The organism is Collinsella aerofaciens, assembly GCF_964283865.1.
In the GTDB taxonomy this organism is placed as follows: domain Bacteria; phylum Actinomycetota; class Coriobacteriia; order Coriobacteriales; family Coriobacteriaceae; genus Collinsella.
In genome coordinates this window covers 36,838-52,425 of the sequence record NZ_CAXYLS010000015.1, presented here as the reverse complement: position 1 = coordinate 52,425, position 15,588 = coordinate 36,838, and the positions used below count along the sequence as shown (strand labels likewise).

At 60.9% G+C, this 15,588-nt stretch carries 13 protein-coding genes and 1 tRNA gene; 9 read left to right on the top strand and 5 right to left on the bottom strand.

Translation table 11 applies throughout. From position 1 onward, the window contains the following. Nucleotides 1-473 precede the first annotated feature (473 nt). From ACRX4W_RS07940 to ACRX4W_RS07905, 8 genes are all read left to right on the top strand, one after another. Entirely contained in the window at nucleotides 474-737 is a 264-nt protein-coding gene (locus ACRX4W_RS07940; protein WP_022094575.1) for an HPr family phosphocarrier protein, read from the top strand. Nucleotides 738-870: 133 nt separating this feature from the next. Then, nucleotides 871-2,574 carry a phosphoenolpyruvate--protein phosphotransferase gene (gene ptsP, locus ACRX4W_RS07935; protein ID WP_035138206.1) on the top strand — a complete coding sequence of 568 codons (1,704 nt, stop codon included), beginning with the start codon at nucleotides 871-873 and terminating at the stop codon, nucleotides 2,572-2,574. A 74-nt stretch (nucleotides 2,575-2,648) separates the two neighbouring features. Further along, the gene (locus tag ACRX4W_RS07930) at nucleotides 2,649-3,581 is read left to right on the top strand and encodes a 1-phosphofructokinase family hexose kinase (RefSeq protein WP_006233969.1); all 933 of its coding nucleotides are present in this window, start codon (nucleotides 2,649-2,651) and stop codon (nucleotides 3,579-3,581) included. 189 nt (nucleotides 3,582-3,770) lie between these two features. Continuing rightward, entirely contained in the window at nucleotides 3,771-4,703 is a 933-nt protein-coding gene (locus ACRX4W_RS07925) for a 1-phosphofructokinase family hexose kinase (protein WP_022094572.1), read from the top strand. Between the two features lie 195 nt (nucleotides 4,704-4,898). Further along, nucleotides 4,899-6,293, top strand: a complete 1,395-nt coding sequence (locus tag ACRX4W_RS07920; RefSeq protein ID WP_432299962.1) for a CCA tRNA nucleotidyltransferase — start codon at nucleotides 4,899-4,901, stop codon at nucleotides 6,291-6,293. A gap of 127 nt (nucleotides 6,294-6,420) precedes the next feature. Next, nucleotides 6,421-6,497, top strand: a tRNA-Glu gene (locus tag ACRX4W_RS07915). A gap of 150 nt (nucleotides 6,498-6,647) precedes the next feature. Then, on the top strand, nucleotides 6,648-7,955 hold the full coding sequence (locus ACRX4W_RS07910; RefSeq protein ID WP_432299960.1) for a lysylphosphatidylglycerol synthase transmembrane domain-containing protein: 1,308 nt from the start codon (nucleotides 6,648-6,650) through the stop codon (nucleotides 7,953-7,955). 116 nt (nucleotides 7,956-8,071) lie between these two features. Next, nucleotides 8,072-8,683 (top strand): TetR/AcrR family transcriptional regulator, encoded by a 612-nt coding sequence (locus ACRX4W_RS07905; RefSeq protein ID WP_157757975.1) that lies wholly within the window; start codon nucleotides 8,072-8,074, stop codon nucleotides 8,681-8,683. A 112-nt stretch (nucleotides 8,684-8,795) separates the two neighbouring features. Here ACRX4W_RS07905 and ACRX4W_RS07900 read toward each other — a convergent pair whose 3' ends face one another. From ACRX4W_RS07900 to ACRX4W_RS07880, 5 genes are all read right to left on the bottom strand, one after another. Continuing rightward, on the bottom strand, nucleotides 8,796-10,061 hold the full coding sequence (locus ACRX4W_RS07900) for an ABC transporter ATP-binding protein (RefSeq protein ID WP_368138529.1): 1,266 nt from the start codon (nucleotides 10,059-10,061) through the stop codon (nucleotides 8,796-8,798). Between the two features lie 51 nt (nucleotides 10,062-10,112). Next, complete coding sequence (locus ACRX4W_RS07895) at nucleotides 10,113-11,153, bottom strand: FecCD family ABC transporter permease (RefSeq protein WP_432299958.1); 1,041 nt, start codon at nucleotides 11,151-11,153, stop codon at nucleotides 10,113-10,115. A gap of 4 nt (nucleotides 11,154-11,157) precedes the next feature. Next, nucleotides 11,158-12,729: an ABC transporter substrate-binding protein gene (locus ACRX4W_RS07890; RefSeq protein WP_432299956.1), complete on the bottom strand. Its 1,572-nt coding sequence runs from the start codon at nucleotides 12,727-12,729 to the stop codon at nucleotides 11,158-11,160. A gap of 4 nt (nucleotides 12,730-12,733) precedes the next feature. After that, entirely contained in the window at nucleotides 12,734-13,267 is a 534-nt protein-coding gene (locus ACRX4W_RS07885; protein ID WP_432299955.1) for a hypothetical protein, read from the bottom strand. A gap of 144 nt (nucleotides 13,268-13,411) precedes the next feature. Further along, on the bottom strand, nucleotides 13,412-14,338 hold the full coding sequence (locus ACRX4W_RS07880; protein WP_271742600.1) for a sirohydrochlorin cobaltochelatase: 927 nt from the start codon (nucleotides 14,336-14,338) through the stop codon (nucleotides 13,412-13,414). 458 nt (nucleotides 14,339-14,796) lie between these two features. On the opposite strand from ACRX4W_RS07880, the gene cobM reads away from it, so the two are divergent. Beyond that, complete coding sequence (gene cobM / locus ACRX4W_RS07875; RefSeq protein WP_152068042.1) at nucleotides 14,797-15,588, top strand: precorrin-4 C(11)-methyltransferase; 792 nt, start codon at nucleotides 14,797-14,799, stop codon at nucleotides 15,586-15,588.

The following is a 15,588-nucleotide window of genomic DNA, read 5'->3' as shown; positions in this document are numbered from 1 at the left end:
CTCGACCTTCTCCCTGCTGTACATGCGAACCTCCAGTCCGGACCGCCCCGCGGTCCAACTTTCTGTCCGCACCCCCAAATCAGTCCCTATTTCACCGCAACTTCCAGAAGGGCATAGAGGGAACGCCCATTGAGTCTTTGTCGCGAACAGATCCTCAGCCAGAATTCCGTTCACACGATATTGCTCTGAGCCGACCGAGTTTCCGCAGCTTGCCTGCCGGGCGGGGCGGTTAAGTTTGTCGCGAGTTCCGCACGCAAAGGAAAGCACTTAATGTGCTTTTCGTCTTGCGCAGGACTGTAGAGCAGCAAACTTAACCGCCCCGCCCGGCAGGCAAGCGTACAGGAACGACATCTGTCCAACAATTCGTGCGAAACATAATGAAAAACCGTTTGATGTGAGTTAATATAAACAACGTCGTGAATCTGACTCCTGCCACATGCATGACAGGGGTTAAACACAAAAAGGAGTCAACTATGGTTTCTGAGAAGGCTACCCTCGTTAATCCTCAGGGTCTGCACATGCGTCCGGCTGGTCTGTTCGCCTCCACCATGGGCAAGTACGCCTGTGACGTGACGGTCGTCACCCCCGAGAAGGAGGTCAACGGCAAGTCCCCGATGGCCCTCATGGCTGCTGGTATCCCCTGCGGTACTGAGGTCGAGGTCAAGTGCGACGGCGCCGACGAGGCCGAGGCTCTGGCTGCTGCCATCGAGCTCATCAAGAGCGGTCTTGGCGAGTAGAACTCAAACGGGTCGCATGTTGAACAACTAAGTTCATATTTGGGGGCGCAGTGACCTGTTGTAAGGTAGCTGCGCTCTTTTGTCATGGATATGGCAAAACGCTTTATCACATGACACGGAGAGAGGAATGGGAATGTATCAGGGAGTCAACGCTTCCGAGGGCATCGGTATCGGCACCGTCATGGTCGCCGTCGATCCCGACTTGACGTTTGAGCCGCACGAGGTTGCTGATTCGGCAGCAGAGAAGGAGCGCTATCAGTCCGCTCTTTCGGTCTTCTGCGAGAAGACCCAGGCTCAGGCCGACCATATGAAGGAGACGGTGGGCGAGGCCGAGGCCGAGATCATGAGCGGACACATTGTCCTGGCTCAGGACCCGGGCATGACTGACGCCATCAACGCCGCCATTGACGGCGGTACCTGCGCCGAGCAGGCGCTCATGGACACCTCGACCATGTTTGAGAACATGTTCCTGTCCATGGACGACGAGATGTTCCGTCTGCGCGCGGCCGACATCGCCGACATCCGCACCGGTATTCTGGCCGAGCTGCTGGGCAAGGAGGTCGTCGACCTTTCCGTCCTGCCCGAGAACACCGTCGTTGTCGTGCACGACCTCACGCCGTCCATGACCGCCACGATCGATAAGGCCCACGTTGCCGGCATCGTCACCGAGACCGGTGGCCGCACGTCGCACTCCGCGATCATCGCGCGCGCCCTCGAGATCCCGGCTGTCCTTTCGGTTTCCAACAGCTGCACCGCGCTGCGCAACGGTATGACCGTTGTCGTCGACGGTGGCAAGGGTATCGTCGAGGCCGATCCCGACGAGGAGACGCTCGCTGCCTATACCGCCAAGGCCGAGGCCTTCGCTGCCGAGAAGGCGGCCCTCGAGGCCTTCCGTGGCAAGCCGTCCGTGACTGCCGATGGCATCAAGAAGATCATCGCCTGCAACATCGGTAACCCCGATGACGTGCCCAACGCGCTCGATCACGACGCCGAGGCCATCGGTCTGTTCCGCTCCGAGTTCCTGTTCATGGACTCTGCTGAGCTTCCTTCCGAGGAGGAGCAGTTCAACGCCTACCGTAAGGTCGCCAGCGCGCTCAAGGGTGCTCCGGTCATCATCCGCACGCTCGATGTGGGTGGCGACAAGGAGATTCCGTATCTGCATATGGTCAAGGAAGACAACCCCTTCATGGGCTTCCGCGCCGTGCGTTACTGCCTGGCCAATCCCGACCAGTACAAGGTCCAGCTCCGCGCTCTGCTGCGCGCTAGCGCCTTCGGTGACGTCAAGATCATGATCCCACTCGTCACCTGCGTCGAGGAGGTCTTGGCTGTCAAGGAGCTCGTCGAGCAGTGCAAGGCCGAGCTGACCGAAGAGGGTCGCAAGTTCAACGAGAACATCGAGGTCGGCATCATGGTCGAGACGCCCGCCGCTTCGCTGCTCGCAGACCGTCTTGCCGAGGTCGCCGACTTCTTCTCCATCGGCACCAACGACCTGATCGGCTACACCATGTGCGCCGACCGTGGTAACGACACCATCTCCAACCTGTACCAGGTTTACTATCCCGCCGTGCTCCGCTCGCTCAAGAACATCATCGAGAGCGGCGTGAAGGCCGGCATCATGGTCGGTATGTGCGGCGAGGCCGCTGCCGATCCGCTGCTCGAGCCGCTGCTGATCAGCTGGGGCCTGGAGGAGTTCTCGATGAGCGCTCCGTCGATCCTGCGCGCCCGCAAGACCATCAGCCAGTGGACCAAGGCCGAGTGCGACGAGCTCGCCGAGAAGGCACTCGCCTGCAACACCGCCGCCGAGGTCAAGGCACTGCTCGAGTCCGCAGCTCGCTAATTTGGTATCAGAGGTAACCGCGTGGTTGGAATGGGCCGGCCACGCGGCCCTCACATATACAGGGGGTACTGTAAATGTTCTACACGCTAACCGCTAACCCGGCTGTCGACATGACGGTTTCGAGCTCTCCGCTCGAGCCCGACGAGAACGTCCGCACCGGCTCGGCCAGCTACACGGCTAACGGCAAGGGCCTCGACGTGTCCTTCGCCTTTAAGAAGATGGGCGTCGACACCGTCGCGCTCGGCTTCTTCGCTGGCTTCACGGGCAAGTTCATCGTCGAGGAGGTCATGAACCTGGGTTGCCTCTGCCGCCCGGTCTGGACCGACGGTATCACGCGCATTAACACCTACGTCAACGATGGCCAGCACGAGTACGGCATCCTGAACCCTGGTGCTCCTATTACGCCGCAGCACCAGGAGGAGCTCTACAACATCCTGGACACCGCGGGCGATCTCGAGTGCCTGATCGTTTCCGGCTCCGTGCCTCCCAAAGCTACGCCCGACTTCCTGGCTCAGGTCATGGAGCACGCTCAGGCTCGTGGCGCCGACGTCGTCCTGGACCTGTCCTCCGACAAGCTCAAGGAGCTCGCTCACAAGAAGCCGCTGCTCATCAAGCCGAACCATCACGAGATGAAGGCCATCTTCGGCGTGCCGGTCGACACCGACGACGAGGTCCGCGTTGCCATGAAGATGGCTCACGACGCTGGCGTTCAGAACGTGCTGCTCACCCGTGGTAGCCGCGGCGACGCTTACTTCTCCAACGGCGAGGATATTTGGTACGCCAAGCGTGAGTTCAACATCAAGCTGGTTTCTTCTGTCTGCGCCGGCGACTGCACCCTCGCTGCGTTCCTGCACAAGTGGTACAGGGATCGCGACAACGTCGAGGAGGCCATGAAGCTCGCTATGGCCACCGGCGCCAACGTTGCCGAGTCCGTCGGCATCGGCGACTTCGGTCACGTCGACGAGTACAGCAAGCGCGTTGCTGTCCGCAAGCTCGATCGTCAGTAATCGAAACGCGACATATTCGTGCGCATGCGGCGCCCCGGTTTCGGCTGGGGCGCCTTTTTTGTTCCGTTATTGGAGAGAGATGCTCTGCCGTACTTCATCGCTTCCACACCGTTCACCGAGTTGTCCTAGCCTTTTACCGTTGGGTGGAATATACTTTCATTAACACGTTACTTCGTGAAAGGAACATTCATGATTTACACGCTCACTGCAAATCCCGCCATTGACTACAACATCGCCTGCGACGGCCTTGCTGCCAACACCGTCACGCGTACCCGTAACGCCGTCTACACGCCCAACGGCAAGGGTCTCAACGTCTCGTTCACCCTCGATCACTACGGTGTCGACACCACGATCCTGGGCTTTTTCGCCGGCTTCTCGGGCGAGTTTATCGTTAAGGGCGCCGAGGCCCTGGGCGTGCCCGTCAAGCCCGTTTGGACCGACGGCATCACGCGCGTCAACGTGTTCCTCAATGCCGGACCCGACACCGAGTACAACATGGTCAACGCCGGTGCCGCCATCAACGAGGCCAACGAGCAGGAGATGTTTGAGCTCATCGATTCGCTCGATGACATGACCTGCCTGGTCATCAGCGGCTCGCTGCCTCCCAACACTTCCGAGGGCTTCTTGGCCGAGGTCCTGCGCCGCGTCAAGGCCAAGGGGGCCGAGTTCGTCCTCGACATCTCGAGCCATCAGCTGGCAGACCTCATTGCCATGGAGCCGCTGCTGATCAAGCCCAATGACGACGAGCTGCTCGACATCTTTGGCATTAAGGTGAGCGGTGGCGACGATGAGTCCGTCAAGGGCGCTATGGCCGAGCTGCACGCTAAGGGCGCCAAGAACGTGCTGCTGACCCTCGGTGGCGCCGGTGCGTACTTCTCCAACGGCGAGCACATCTGGTTTGCCAATCGCACCTTCGACGTCAAGCTGCTGTCGACGGTGTGCGCCGGCGATTCCTCGCTCGCTGCCTTCCTGTCCGTATGGCACGACGCTCCCGAGCGCGTCGAGGATGCCCTCCGTCTGTCGATGGCCACCGGCGCCAACGTGGTCGAGTGCCCGGGCCTGGGCGACTTTGCCAAGGTGGACGAATATAAGAAGCACATCGAGGTTCGTCAGGTCTGCTAGCCGCATCGAAAAATCGCTGCCGAACACCCGCTTTGGATCTCCGAGGCGGGTGTTTTTTGCTCGCTGAACGCATATGGCGTCTGCTGTCTCGTTTTATGGAATTGACGACGCGATTGCGTGTGCGCGCTTTCTCGTTTCTTGTTAGACTTCTTGAGAACCATCGATTAACGCTCACAAGTGCAGGAGGCCATAGGCATGTGCAATGTTTCGCTCAACGGTAATCAACCGTCCGATGCGTCCCTGTGCGTCCTACGCGCGCTTGAGGCGGCTGGTCTTGAGGCTTGGTACGTGGGCGGTTGGGCGCGCGACGCCCTGATGGGGTGCCCCAGCCACGATGTTGATATGTGCTGTAGCGGCCTGTGGCAGGAGTCCAAGGCGGCGCTCGAGGCCGCCGGCATCGCGGTTGTGGAGTCTGGCATTAAATTTGGCGGAATCACGGCTATTTCCGATGGCGAGCGTATCGAGGTCACCACGTACCGTTTGGATGGCTTTTACACCGATGGTCGCCATCCCCAGAGTGTGGAGCGTGCCGCCTCGCTCGAGGACGATCTGGCGCGCCGCGACTTTACCGTCAACGCCATGGCCTGGCATCCCGAGCGCGGGCTTGTCGACCGCTACGACGGCCAGGGTGACTTGGAGCGCAAGCTGATTCGCGCTGTCGGCGATCCCAAGCGTCGCTTTAACGAGGACGCCCTGCGCATGTTGCGTGCGGTGCGCTTTGCCTGCCGCCTGGACTTTATGATTGAGCCCGAGACTAAGCGAGCGCTTGCCGAGTGCGCGCCGCTGCTCGACGCCGTGGCGCGCGAGCGTGTGGGTATTGAGCTCGAGGGCATTCTTTCGACCGGTCATGGGGGAGACGCGATGCTGCGCTACCCCGAGCTCATCTGCGCCGCCGTGCCCGAGTTGGCAGCGGGTCGCGGGTTTGATCAGCGCAGTGTCTATCATGCGTTTAACGTCTACGAGCATATCGCCCGTGTGCTTACGGTGGCGGGGGAGCTCGCGCTGTGTGACGGCGTCGCGCCCTCGTCGAGCCTTATGTGGGCGGCGTTTTTGCACGATGTGTCCAAGCCCGAGTGTTTCACGGTCGATCACGCCGGCAGCGGACACTTCTACGGTCATCCCGAGCTCGGCGCCAAGAAAGCGCGCGTCATTATGGATCGCCTGGCGCTCTCGCACGACCTGGTGCGCGACGTGTGCCTGCTCATCAAATATCACGACAAGCCGCTGCGCCCCGAGCGCTCCTGCCTGCTCAATATGATGCGCGCGCTTTCGGGCGAGGGCGTCGACACGCCGCGTTTGATGGACGAGCTCATGGATCTTAAGCGTGCCGACACGCTCGGCAAGGCCCCGTCGTGCTTCTATTACGTTGAGACGATTGAGGAGATGCGCGCGATGGCGCACGAGCTGCTGAAGGCGGGGGAGCCCTATACGCTCAAGATGCTCGCCATCAACGGCGGCGACCTGATCCGTGCCGGAGTCAAGCCCGGGCCGGAACTGGGGCAGCTACTCAACTCCGCCCTCGACGCCGTGATCGAAGACAACATCCCCAACGAGCGCGAAGCTCTTTTGGTCCATCTCAACTTGAATTAGCTACCCAGTTTACCTGTGTGTTCCATAACCTGCCGACAATTTTTCGGCAATTTGGAATTTCTTCTTGCGCTGACGTTTTTTGTCCCGTAATATATTTCCTCGCAGCACGGCAGTGCAGATGTCATGTGGCCCGTTCGTCTAGCGGTTTAGGACGCCGCCCTCTCAAGGCGGAGATCACCAGTTCGAATCTGGTACGGGCTACCACGCATCTGATACCCGGACTTCCCATGGAAGGCCGGGTTTTTTATTTTCAAACAACCGTCTGCAATTCCCGTTTGAACCAGAGCTTTGCGTTCTGCTTATGGCCCTTACGGGTACAATATCCAAGATATTTTGACTGTTAGAAGGAGTCTCATGACGGAGTCCTCTCAGCATACTTCTAAGCCCCAGGTCGAGGTTGAGGCCTCGGGCGGAGATGACAATAAGAGCGCACGCCGCGGCGCCATCTTTATCGGCGTCGTGCTGGTGGGTTATATCGTCTATCTGGTGGTAACCGGGCAGATGGGGCAGTTCTGGGCCGCAATGTCGAGCGTCCAGGCGCCTTGGCTCGCTGCTGCATGCTTTTGCATGTTCCTGTACCTGTTCTTTGGCATTGTGGCCTATGCGATCGCTGTCTGGCTCGACCCCAATTCACCCGTCGGCATTCGCGACCTCATTTCGGTCGAGGCGAGCGGCATCTTCTTTGGCAACCTCACACCTATGATGATGGGCTCGACTCCTGCTCAGATCTACCGCCTGACCAAGGCGGGCCAAAATGTCGGCGAGGCCGGAGCCACGCAATTCACGCGCTTTATCGTGTATCAGTTTGGCCTCGTTGCCTGGGGCGCTATCCTACTGCTTGCTCGCATGCCGTTTTTTGCCGAGCGCTATGGCGACATGACGCTGCTGTGCGTCTTTAGCTTTGGTGGGCACTGCTGCATCTTGCTTGGCATCTTCGCCGTCGCGCTCATGCCTAAGACCGTCACGCGCGTCGCCCACTGCATCATCAATTGGCTTGAGCGCATTGGTGTCTCGGCCACTAAGATCGAGGGATGGCGCACGTTTGTCGATGGCGAGATCTACTCCTTCTCCGAGAAGTTCAAGCTTTCAGCCGGACATTTTTCTTCCATGCTGCTCACCGTGTTTATCACCATGCTGCAGCTCGCGTTTTTCTATCTGGTTCCGTATTTCCTAATGCTTGCCTTTGGCCACCACGAGGTCGACTTTTTCTCGGTCATGGCCGCGAGCGCCTTTGTCCAGTTGCTGAGCTCTGCGGTCCCCTTGCCCGGTGGAACTGGTGGCGCTGAGGGCGGCTTTGCATTGTTCTTGGGTCATTTCTTTGGGTCGGCTTCGACCGCCGGCTATCTGCTGTGGCGTCTCATTACGTTTATTGCGCCGACCATTTTGGCTGCGCCCCTGCTGGGCCTTAAGAGCGCCCACAACGAGAGCATCCATGCGCGCTGGGATCGCGTGATGCGCAAACTCGGCCGCACGTCTCAGACGCCCTCTGCGCCCACTAAGCCGCACCCCGCGAATGCTGTTACCGTTGACCCCAAGAAGCACGCTCAGAAGGCTTCTGGGGCCGCTAAGCCGGCTCATAAAACCTATGTGCGCCAGACAGGCGACGGTATTCGCGTATCTCCGTCGGCGCTCAATAAGAAGAAGCACCCTAAGTCGCAGTAGGGCAGTCGTGCGTTCTTCATGATGCGGGGCATATTTGTGCTGCATGGGGGATAATCCTCTTACGTAGATTATCTCTCATCTGTTGATGAGTGCTCGCATATCGAAGGGACACGCCCATGGCAACCAGCAAACCGCGTCTTGACCGCCGCATCGTTCGCAGCCGCAATGCCATCCTTTCTGCTTTCGAGCGCCTGCTCATGGAAAAGCCGTTGGCAGACATTACGGTGAGTGCCATCGCGCGCGAGGCCAATGTCGACCGCAAGACCTTTTACGTTCACTTTGGTACGGTTGACGGCCTGCTCGATGCCATTGCCGTCGATGTTGTGGAGATGATTGTCGACTCGGTCGAGAAAACACTTGCTTCCATGGACGGCGACACCAACGAGCGCGCCCTTGGCGCGGCGGCGACCTTCTTTAAAACCGTTAACGAGGCGCTGTGCAACAACCTCGTGCTCAATCGTCAGCTGATCGAGAATATTCCGCTCGATGATTTTATGGCTCGTCTTCGTGCGCCGCTCGAGCACGAGATTGCCGAGCGCGATCTGTTGCCCCAAGGTCTCAAGGACGAGATGTTCGATTACTATCTGGCGTTTTTGCTGTCGGGCATTATCGGTATCTATCGCACGTGGGCACTGTCTGACGGCTCGGTTCCTATTGAGCGTGTCTCTGAGGTCGCCAACGATCTGACTCTCAATGGTCTGTCGAGTCTGGAATCTCGCTTGGATTAGGCCTAGTTGGGCTCGTCGGCGTGGAAATTCCTGTTCACGAGGTTCTCCGGCGCCTTGTAGACCTCGCCGGCGCAGGAGCTGTAGCCTGAGGATCCTTAAAAGAAAGTTCAGTTTATCCTTCCCGCTCCAAATGGGAATCCTCCGATGCGCCTTCGCACGCTTGCATGACCTCGATACCATGCGAGCGTGCGAAGGCGACGAGCTCTGCGTTGCGGGCGTTTATGGTGCCGAAGGCGGCGGGGCACACAATAAGGCGCGCACAGTGGACGAGGAGCTCTTTGGCGCGGGCTATGGTTTTATCCCCGATCGGCTCGAAGGCGCGCTCGGCCACGCATTCCGTCGCCAGGTCGCGCGCGAGCTCGCAGTCGATGTCCCCTTCGTGCAGAACGCCCGCGTAGAACGCCTTGCCCTGCCGGATGAGCTGGCGAAACACAGCCGACCCCGTACCTGCGCCGGCGATGACGAACGTGTGCGCATCACCGTGTGGGCGCCCAATTTCCACGCTGCCGAAGCGCTCGTTGAAGGTGCCATGCTGAAGGCCGTAGAGCTCGCCAATTGTCTCGCGCGTGAATATGTTCTCGGGTGCGCCGGCGCGGAAGACCCGGCCGTCCTTCACGCAAATCACCTTGTCGGCGCTTTTCTGCGCGAGCTCGAGTTCGTGGATGGACATGATGACAGCCACATTCCGCGATTTCGCAAGGTGGCGAAGTATTCGCAGCAGGTCGATCTGGTAGCGGATATCGAGATACGACGTGGGCTCGTCGAGCACGAGCACACGCGGATCCTGCGCGATGGCGCGTGCGAGCATGACGCGCTGGCGTTGCCCATCGCTTATCTGCATGAAGTCGCGCTCGGCGAGCTCTTCCACATGTGCGGTTTTCATTGCCTCGTCGACCCGACTATGGTCGTCGGGCGAGAGTGTGCCCATTCGCCCGGTGTAGGGATGTCTTCCCGCCTCTACGATATCGCGGCAGGTGAGGAGCTCGGTCCGGGGGCGATCTGTCAGCATAACGGCAAGGTTCCTTGCGAACTCCGCCGTCTTCCATCGGGAAATCTCCCGTCCGTCGAGCTCGACCGCGCCGGCAAGCGGTGCAAGATGGCGTGTGATGGTTTTCAAGATGGTCGACTTGCCCGAGCCGTTCGGCCCGATGAGCGCCACGACGTCGCCCGCGCGAACCTCCAGATCGACACCTTCGACTACGACCTTCTTGTCGTAGCCCGCCGACAGGTCGCTTATGCGGAAAAGCGGCGCTCCGTCAGCCTGCGTTTCGACCGGGGTTTCGAGGTTCGACTGCGCTCGGAGGAGGCGTTCCGCGCGCAGTTCCGCACGAGCCGAAAGTGCCTTCTGGCGCTTTCGTGCGAGCTCAGGACTGGCCAAGCATGGAATGTTCCCTCCGAGCGTTTTGGTCCGCGGCACGAATTCCCCCATCTACCTCACCCGCTTCTTCAACATGAGTGCAATAACCACCGGCGCGCCGAAGATGGCGGTGACGGCGCTGATGGAAAGCTCGACGGGGGAGAACAGCGTGCGCGCGATCAAATCGCAGCCCGCGCAGAAGATGGCGCCTCCCAAGAAGCACGCAGGAATCACGCGGATGGGCTTCGACGACTTCAACGCCGACTTCACGAGATGCGGAACCGCGATGCCTACGAACGACACCGGACCAGCGAACGCGGTCACGCAGGCAGAGAGCATGCTCGCTAGAAGGACGAGCACCACGCGGAAGCGTGCGACGTTCACGCCGACGCTTTTCGCGTAGGCTTCTCCCAGCTGGAAGGCGGAAAGGGGCTTCGATATCGCGAATACGCATGCGCTCACGGTGATCACCACGACCGCGATGACCGCGATGTCGTTCCAGCTCGAACCCGAGAAGCTACCCAAAGACCAGTTGTGCAGGTTCACGATGGACTGGTCGTCGGCGAAGGCGATGAGGAAGTTCGTCGCCGCCGAGCAGATGTATCCCACCATGACGCCCGCCACGATGAGCATGGCCATGGAACTTATGCGCCGTGCGATGAGGAGCACGAAGCCGATGGTGATAAGCGAGCCCAGAAACGCTGCGGCCACCATGGCCGGCGAGGACATGGCCTGGTTCGCGTCCAGAAGTGCGATCATCGTAAGCGCGACGACGAACTTTGCGCCCGAGGAGACGCCCAAGATGAACGGGTCGGCGATGGGGTTGTTGAAAAACGTCTGCAGTAGGAACCCGGAGAGCGAAAGTGCCCCGCCGAGAAGCACGGCTGAAAGCACGCGCGGCAGGCGAATCTCCCAGATGACCTGGCGTTCCATGGAATTGGCCGCGCCGCCCGAAAGGATGCCGGGGATGTGGTCTGCTGGCACGAGCACGCTCCCGATGCACAGGTTGGCCCCGACGAGCACGATGAGGGCAACAGCGAGCAGCGCCGTCACGACGCGACACCGCGCGGCGCGCCCCGATTCGTCGTATGTCATGGAAAGTCGGCTTTTCATGGTGCTAGCCGAGCTTCCTCAGATAATGGAAGTCGCTCGCGTCATCGCCGGTGAACGCCCCGTGCAGCTCGTCGATAATGTCGGCGGTAGAAGTCATCTGCTGGTACATGTCGGCGCTTGTGACCCAGACGTTGCCGTTCTTCACGGCTTTGAACTGCGACAATAGCGCGTTTTTGCCTACGAAGTCGTTCAAGGTGGCAACCGATTCGTCGATGGTGCCGTTGTAGACGATGATGTCGGCATCCTTCGCCGTCGCGTAGAAGCGCTCCATTTCGAGCGTTACTGACGAACCTGACGTCGACGCCGTCTGCGCGTCATCGAGCGCGTAGCTGCCGCCTGCAAGCTCGATCATCTGCGCCACGTAGTCGCCCGCCCGCCTCGTGACGGCGGCCCCGTTCGAGTTAATGTAGAAATACGCCACGGTTTTACCTGACGACGCGAGCCCCGACGTTTGCTCGACGCGGGCCTTCTGCTCGTTGAACAGGTGCGCGGCCTCGTCTTCCTTGTCGAACAGGACGCCGAAAAGCTTAATCCACTCGACGCGCCCGAGTGCTTCGGGCTCGCTCGACGACTGTTCGGTGAGCACGACGAGCCCGAGCTTCTGCAGCTTTTCCTTCACATCGGGCGTGTGGTTGATCATGGTGTTCTCGATGGCGAGCGTGCAGCCCGAGGCCGATATTCGCTCGTAGTCGGGCGCGCTGTACTTGCCGCCGTAGGCGATCGCCCCACTTTCGAGCGCGCTTTTGAAGCGCGCGACCGAGCAATCGTCGGCCTTCGTGCCCGACATTAAGATATTGTCGTTCGCATCGAGCGCGTCGACCAGGCACATCGTTGCCGACGACACGAGGTACACCTTGTCGGCGGGGCGCCTTATGACCGCGATGTCGGAGCTCAACCCATCAGGTACCTTCGCATCTTGCGGCACCACGAGGAAGCGCTCCCCGTTCGAAACGCAGATAAGCCGCAGGCCGCCTTCGTACTCGTCGACAGTGAAGTGCTTGGCGTATTCAAGCTGAAGCGCCCCCGTCGGCTCCCAGCCGCAGCCCAAATCGGCGTTGTGGAAGTCGGCCGCGGCGCTTGAAGCCGTTACCGCAGGGGAACCGCCGCTTGCATCGTCGCCCGATTTCTCCTTCATGGTGGATGAGTCGAAGTAGAGCGTGTAGTCGATGGTGTGCGGCGTCGACATGGCGACGGTCTCGGCCGACACGGCGATGTCCTCGTCGAGCGTGACGGGTATCTCGAATGTGGAGTTGCCGCCGTCGTTTACAGGCGCGTAGTCCACGCCGTCGACGGTCATTTTGTCGTAGTTCGAACTCGACCAGGTGATGGTCGCGGTGTAGGTGTCGCCATCCTTCACAATTGTGGTGGGTGAGGCGATGCTTGCGCGCCCTGACCCGCCGGAAAGCGAGACGCTCACAGTGTATTCCTGAGAGCCCGCCGTGCCACCGGTCGCGTTCGGGCTCGCACTGCACCCCGCGAAGGGAAGCGCGAGCAGGGCGACGAGAACGCAGGTGATCGCGCGCGCCGCGATGCTGCGGCGCTTCCTGCTTTCCTTCTTGGGAAGAATCGACCGCATGGCGTTACTTCAGCGCGTCGGCGCGCAGATCGACGCCGGCGGATTCGAACACGAGCGTGCGGTCGTACCACTGCCCTTTTCTAATGCTCCACGCGGCGCAGGCGGTGTCCTCGTCGAGCGCTTCAACGGGTACGTCGTAGGTGTACTTGCCTTCCGCGTTTTCCACATAGGGGATGAAGTCGGCCTCGCTCGCGGCGGCAGCCTCGTCGCCCGTGCCCATGAAGAGCTTGCCGTAGCCCGTGCCGGAAAGTGTCATCACGCAGTGCATGGAGCCGTTTTCCACGATGAGCTGGGCGTCCACAATCCTGAACATGTTCGAGCTGGAATCTACGGTGATCGGATAGGTGCCGTCGGCCACCTTGTCGGCGGTGATGGGGGCAGCGCTTGCGCCCTCGGGCGCATCGGCCGCCTGTTCGGTCTTTTCCTGGGAATCGGCATCGCTTGCCTTTGCGCTGTCGATTGTATTTCCGCCGCAGCCGGCGAGCGAGAACGCGAAAAGCGCCGCCGACAAGGCGAAGGCGAGGGTTTTCTTCAACATGGAGTGGTTCCTTTCAATCGCTTCGACCGCCCGCGCCGTGCGGTGGGCGGGCGGGATGCGAATGCAACGGGCATGCGCCGTCAGTCGGGGAAGGCGCATGCCCGTTGCACGGGGACGCGACCGGCGCCCCCGTGCGCGGCGAGTTTACAGCTTGGCGATGGCGTCGTCCACGTGCGAGACGTAGATGTCATCGACCGCGGCGTTCTGTCCCAGACCCTGGAGCAGGCACGTCACTTCGAAGCCGGCGGCCACGAACTTCGCAGCCCAGCTGTCGGGGTCGGTCTCGTCTGCCATGTCGTTGTTCGCGTGGTCGCCCGCGACCACCATGAACGGCGCGAGCACGGCCTTCTTGTACCCTGCGGCGCTCGCGGCGGCGATAACATCCTCGCAGGTCGGTTCAGCCTCGACAGTGCCGACGAAGAACTGCGTCAAGCCCTCGTTCTTGAACACTTCCTGCATCTTGGCATAGTCGGCGTTGGAATCGGCTTCGGTGCCGTGGCCCATGAGGCACAGCGCCGTCTTGCCGTCGTCGAAGGACGCCATGTTCTCCTTAATGGCTGCGGCCACCTTCTTGTAGTCGTCGTCGGAGGTGAGCAGCGGGTCGCCGAGCGAGATCTTGTCGAACTTGTCGGCGTACTTGTCGAGCTCGTCTTTCACGTCGGCGTATTCCAGGCCAGCCATGAGATGCGTCGGCTGCACGACGATTTCCTTCACGCCGTCTTCCACACAGCGGTCGAGCGCCTCGGTCATGTTGTCAATCGTGATGCCGTCGCGCTTCTTCAGCTTGTCGATGATGATCTGCGCGGTGAAGGCGCGGCGGATGTCGTAGTCCTGCCAGTACTTCTCGCGGATAGCGTCTTCGATGGCGCCGATGGTGATGTGGCGCGAGTCGTTGTAGCTCGTGCCGAAGCTCGTGACGAGGATGACCGGCTTCACGGCCTTCTCCTTTTCACTCGATTTCTCGGAACTCGCGGAGGTGTTGGAGCAGCCCGCGAGCGCGAATCCGGCGAGCGCGACGGCTCCGGTTGCTGCGGCGCCCATGAAGCCGCGGCGTGACATCTGGTCGGACATGGTTTTTCCTTTCCTCGGTTTGCCGGTCCCCCGGCGACAGTTGCTTGTCGGCACAAGCGAAAGAAAAGCGCACCCCTCGGGGTTCACAAGGAGCTAACGCCACGGCGATGCCGTGAGGAAAAGGCGAAGCAGTCTGGCTTGGGGCGCGAGGCGGTTCGCCCGCGCGTCCTATACAGTAATGTCCCTTGCCCAGGATTCCCACCTGGTTCCCTCCGCAAGCCAGCACGGGCTGTGCAGGCGCCGCGCCGGTCATTTCCTTTTATCCGATTGTCATATGCTCGTTGCCGAAACTTTTACTATGATAGTGGGCACTTGTGAACGTGTCAAAGCCAGGGCGGGCGGCATTGCGCCTCCTGCCTGCGTATTTGCGCCGATTGCCGCCGCAGGCGCCGTGTTTTGCCCGCTGCGCGAATGGCGGCGTAAACGGTTGCGATGAGAAACGGGAAGGGAAGGCTCGGATGATTCATATCGTTGGCGCAGGCTCGGGCGCCGCCGACCTTATCACGCTGCGCGGGGCGCGCCTTCTGCGCGCAGCCGACGTGGTCGTTTGGGCGGGAAGCCTTGTGAACCCCGAGCTGCTCGCTGAGTGCAAGGAATCCTGCATCGTCTACGACAGCGCGCACATGACCTTGGAGGAAGTGCTCGACGTGATGTGCGCGGCAGATGCGCGGGGCGAGGAAGTGGTGCGCCTGCACACGGGCGACCCGTGCCTGTACGGCGCCATCCAGGAGCAGATGGACGCGCTCGACGCGCGCGGCGTGGACTACGAGGTGGTGCCCGGCGTGTCGAGCTTTTGCGGTGCCGCGGCGGCGCTTCGCCAGGAATACACGCTGCCGGGAATCAGCCAGTCGGTCGTGATCACGCGGCTTTCCGGACGTACCCCCATGCCCGCGGGCGAGGGCATGCGCACCATGGCGGAAAGTGGCTCGACTATGGTCATCTTCCTGAGCTCGGGTATGCTCGCCGAGCTTTCCGCCGAGCTTTTGGCCGCGGGCCGCAGCTCCGACGAGCCGGCCGCGCTCGTGTACAAGGCGACCTGGCCTGAGGAGCGCGTGGTGCGATGCACAGTGGGCACGCTCGCCGACGCGGGCGCGCGAGAGGGCATCGACCGCACGGCGCTCGTGGTGGTGGGCCGCGTGCTCGGAGCTCGCGGCGGGCTTTCGCACAACGGCGCGCAAACGGAGTCGTACGAGCGCAGCAAGCTTTACGACCCTTCGTTTGCCACGGGGTATCGGAAGGCGAGCAGCTAG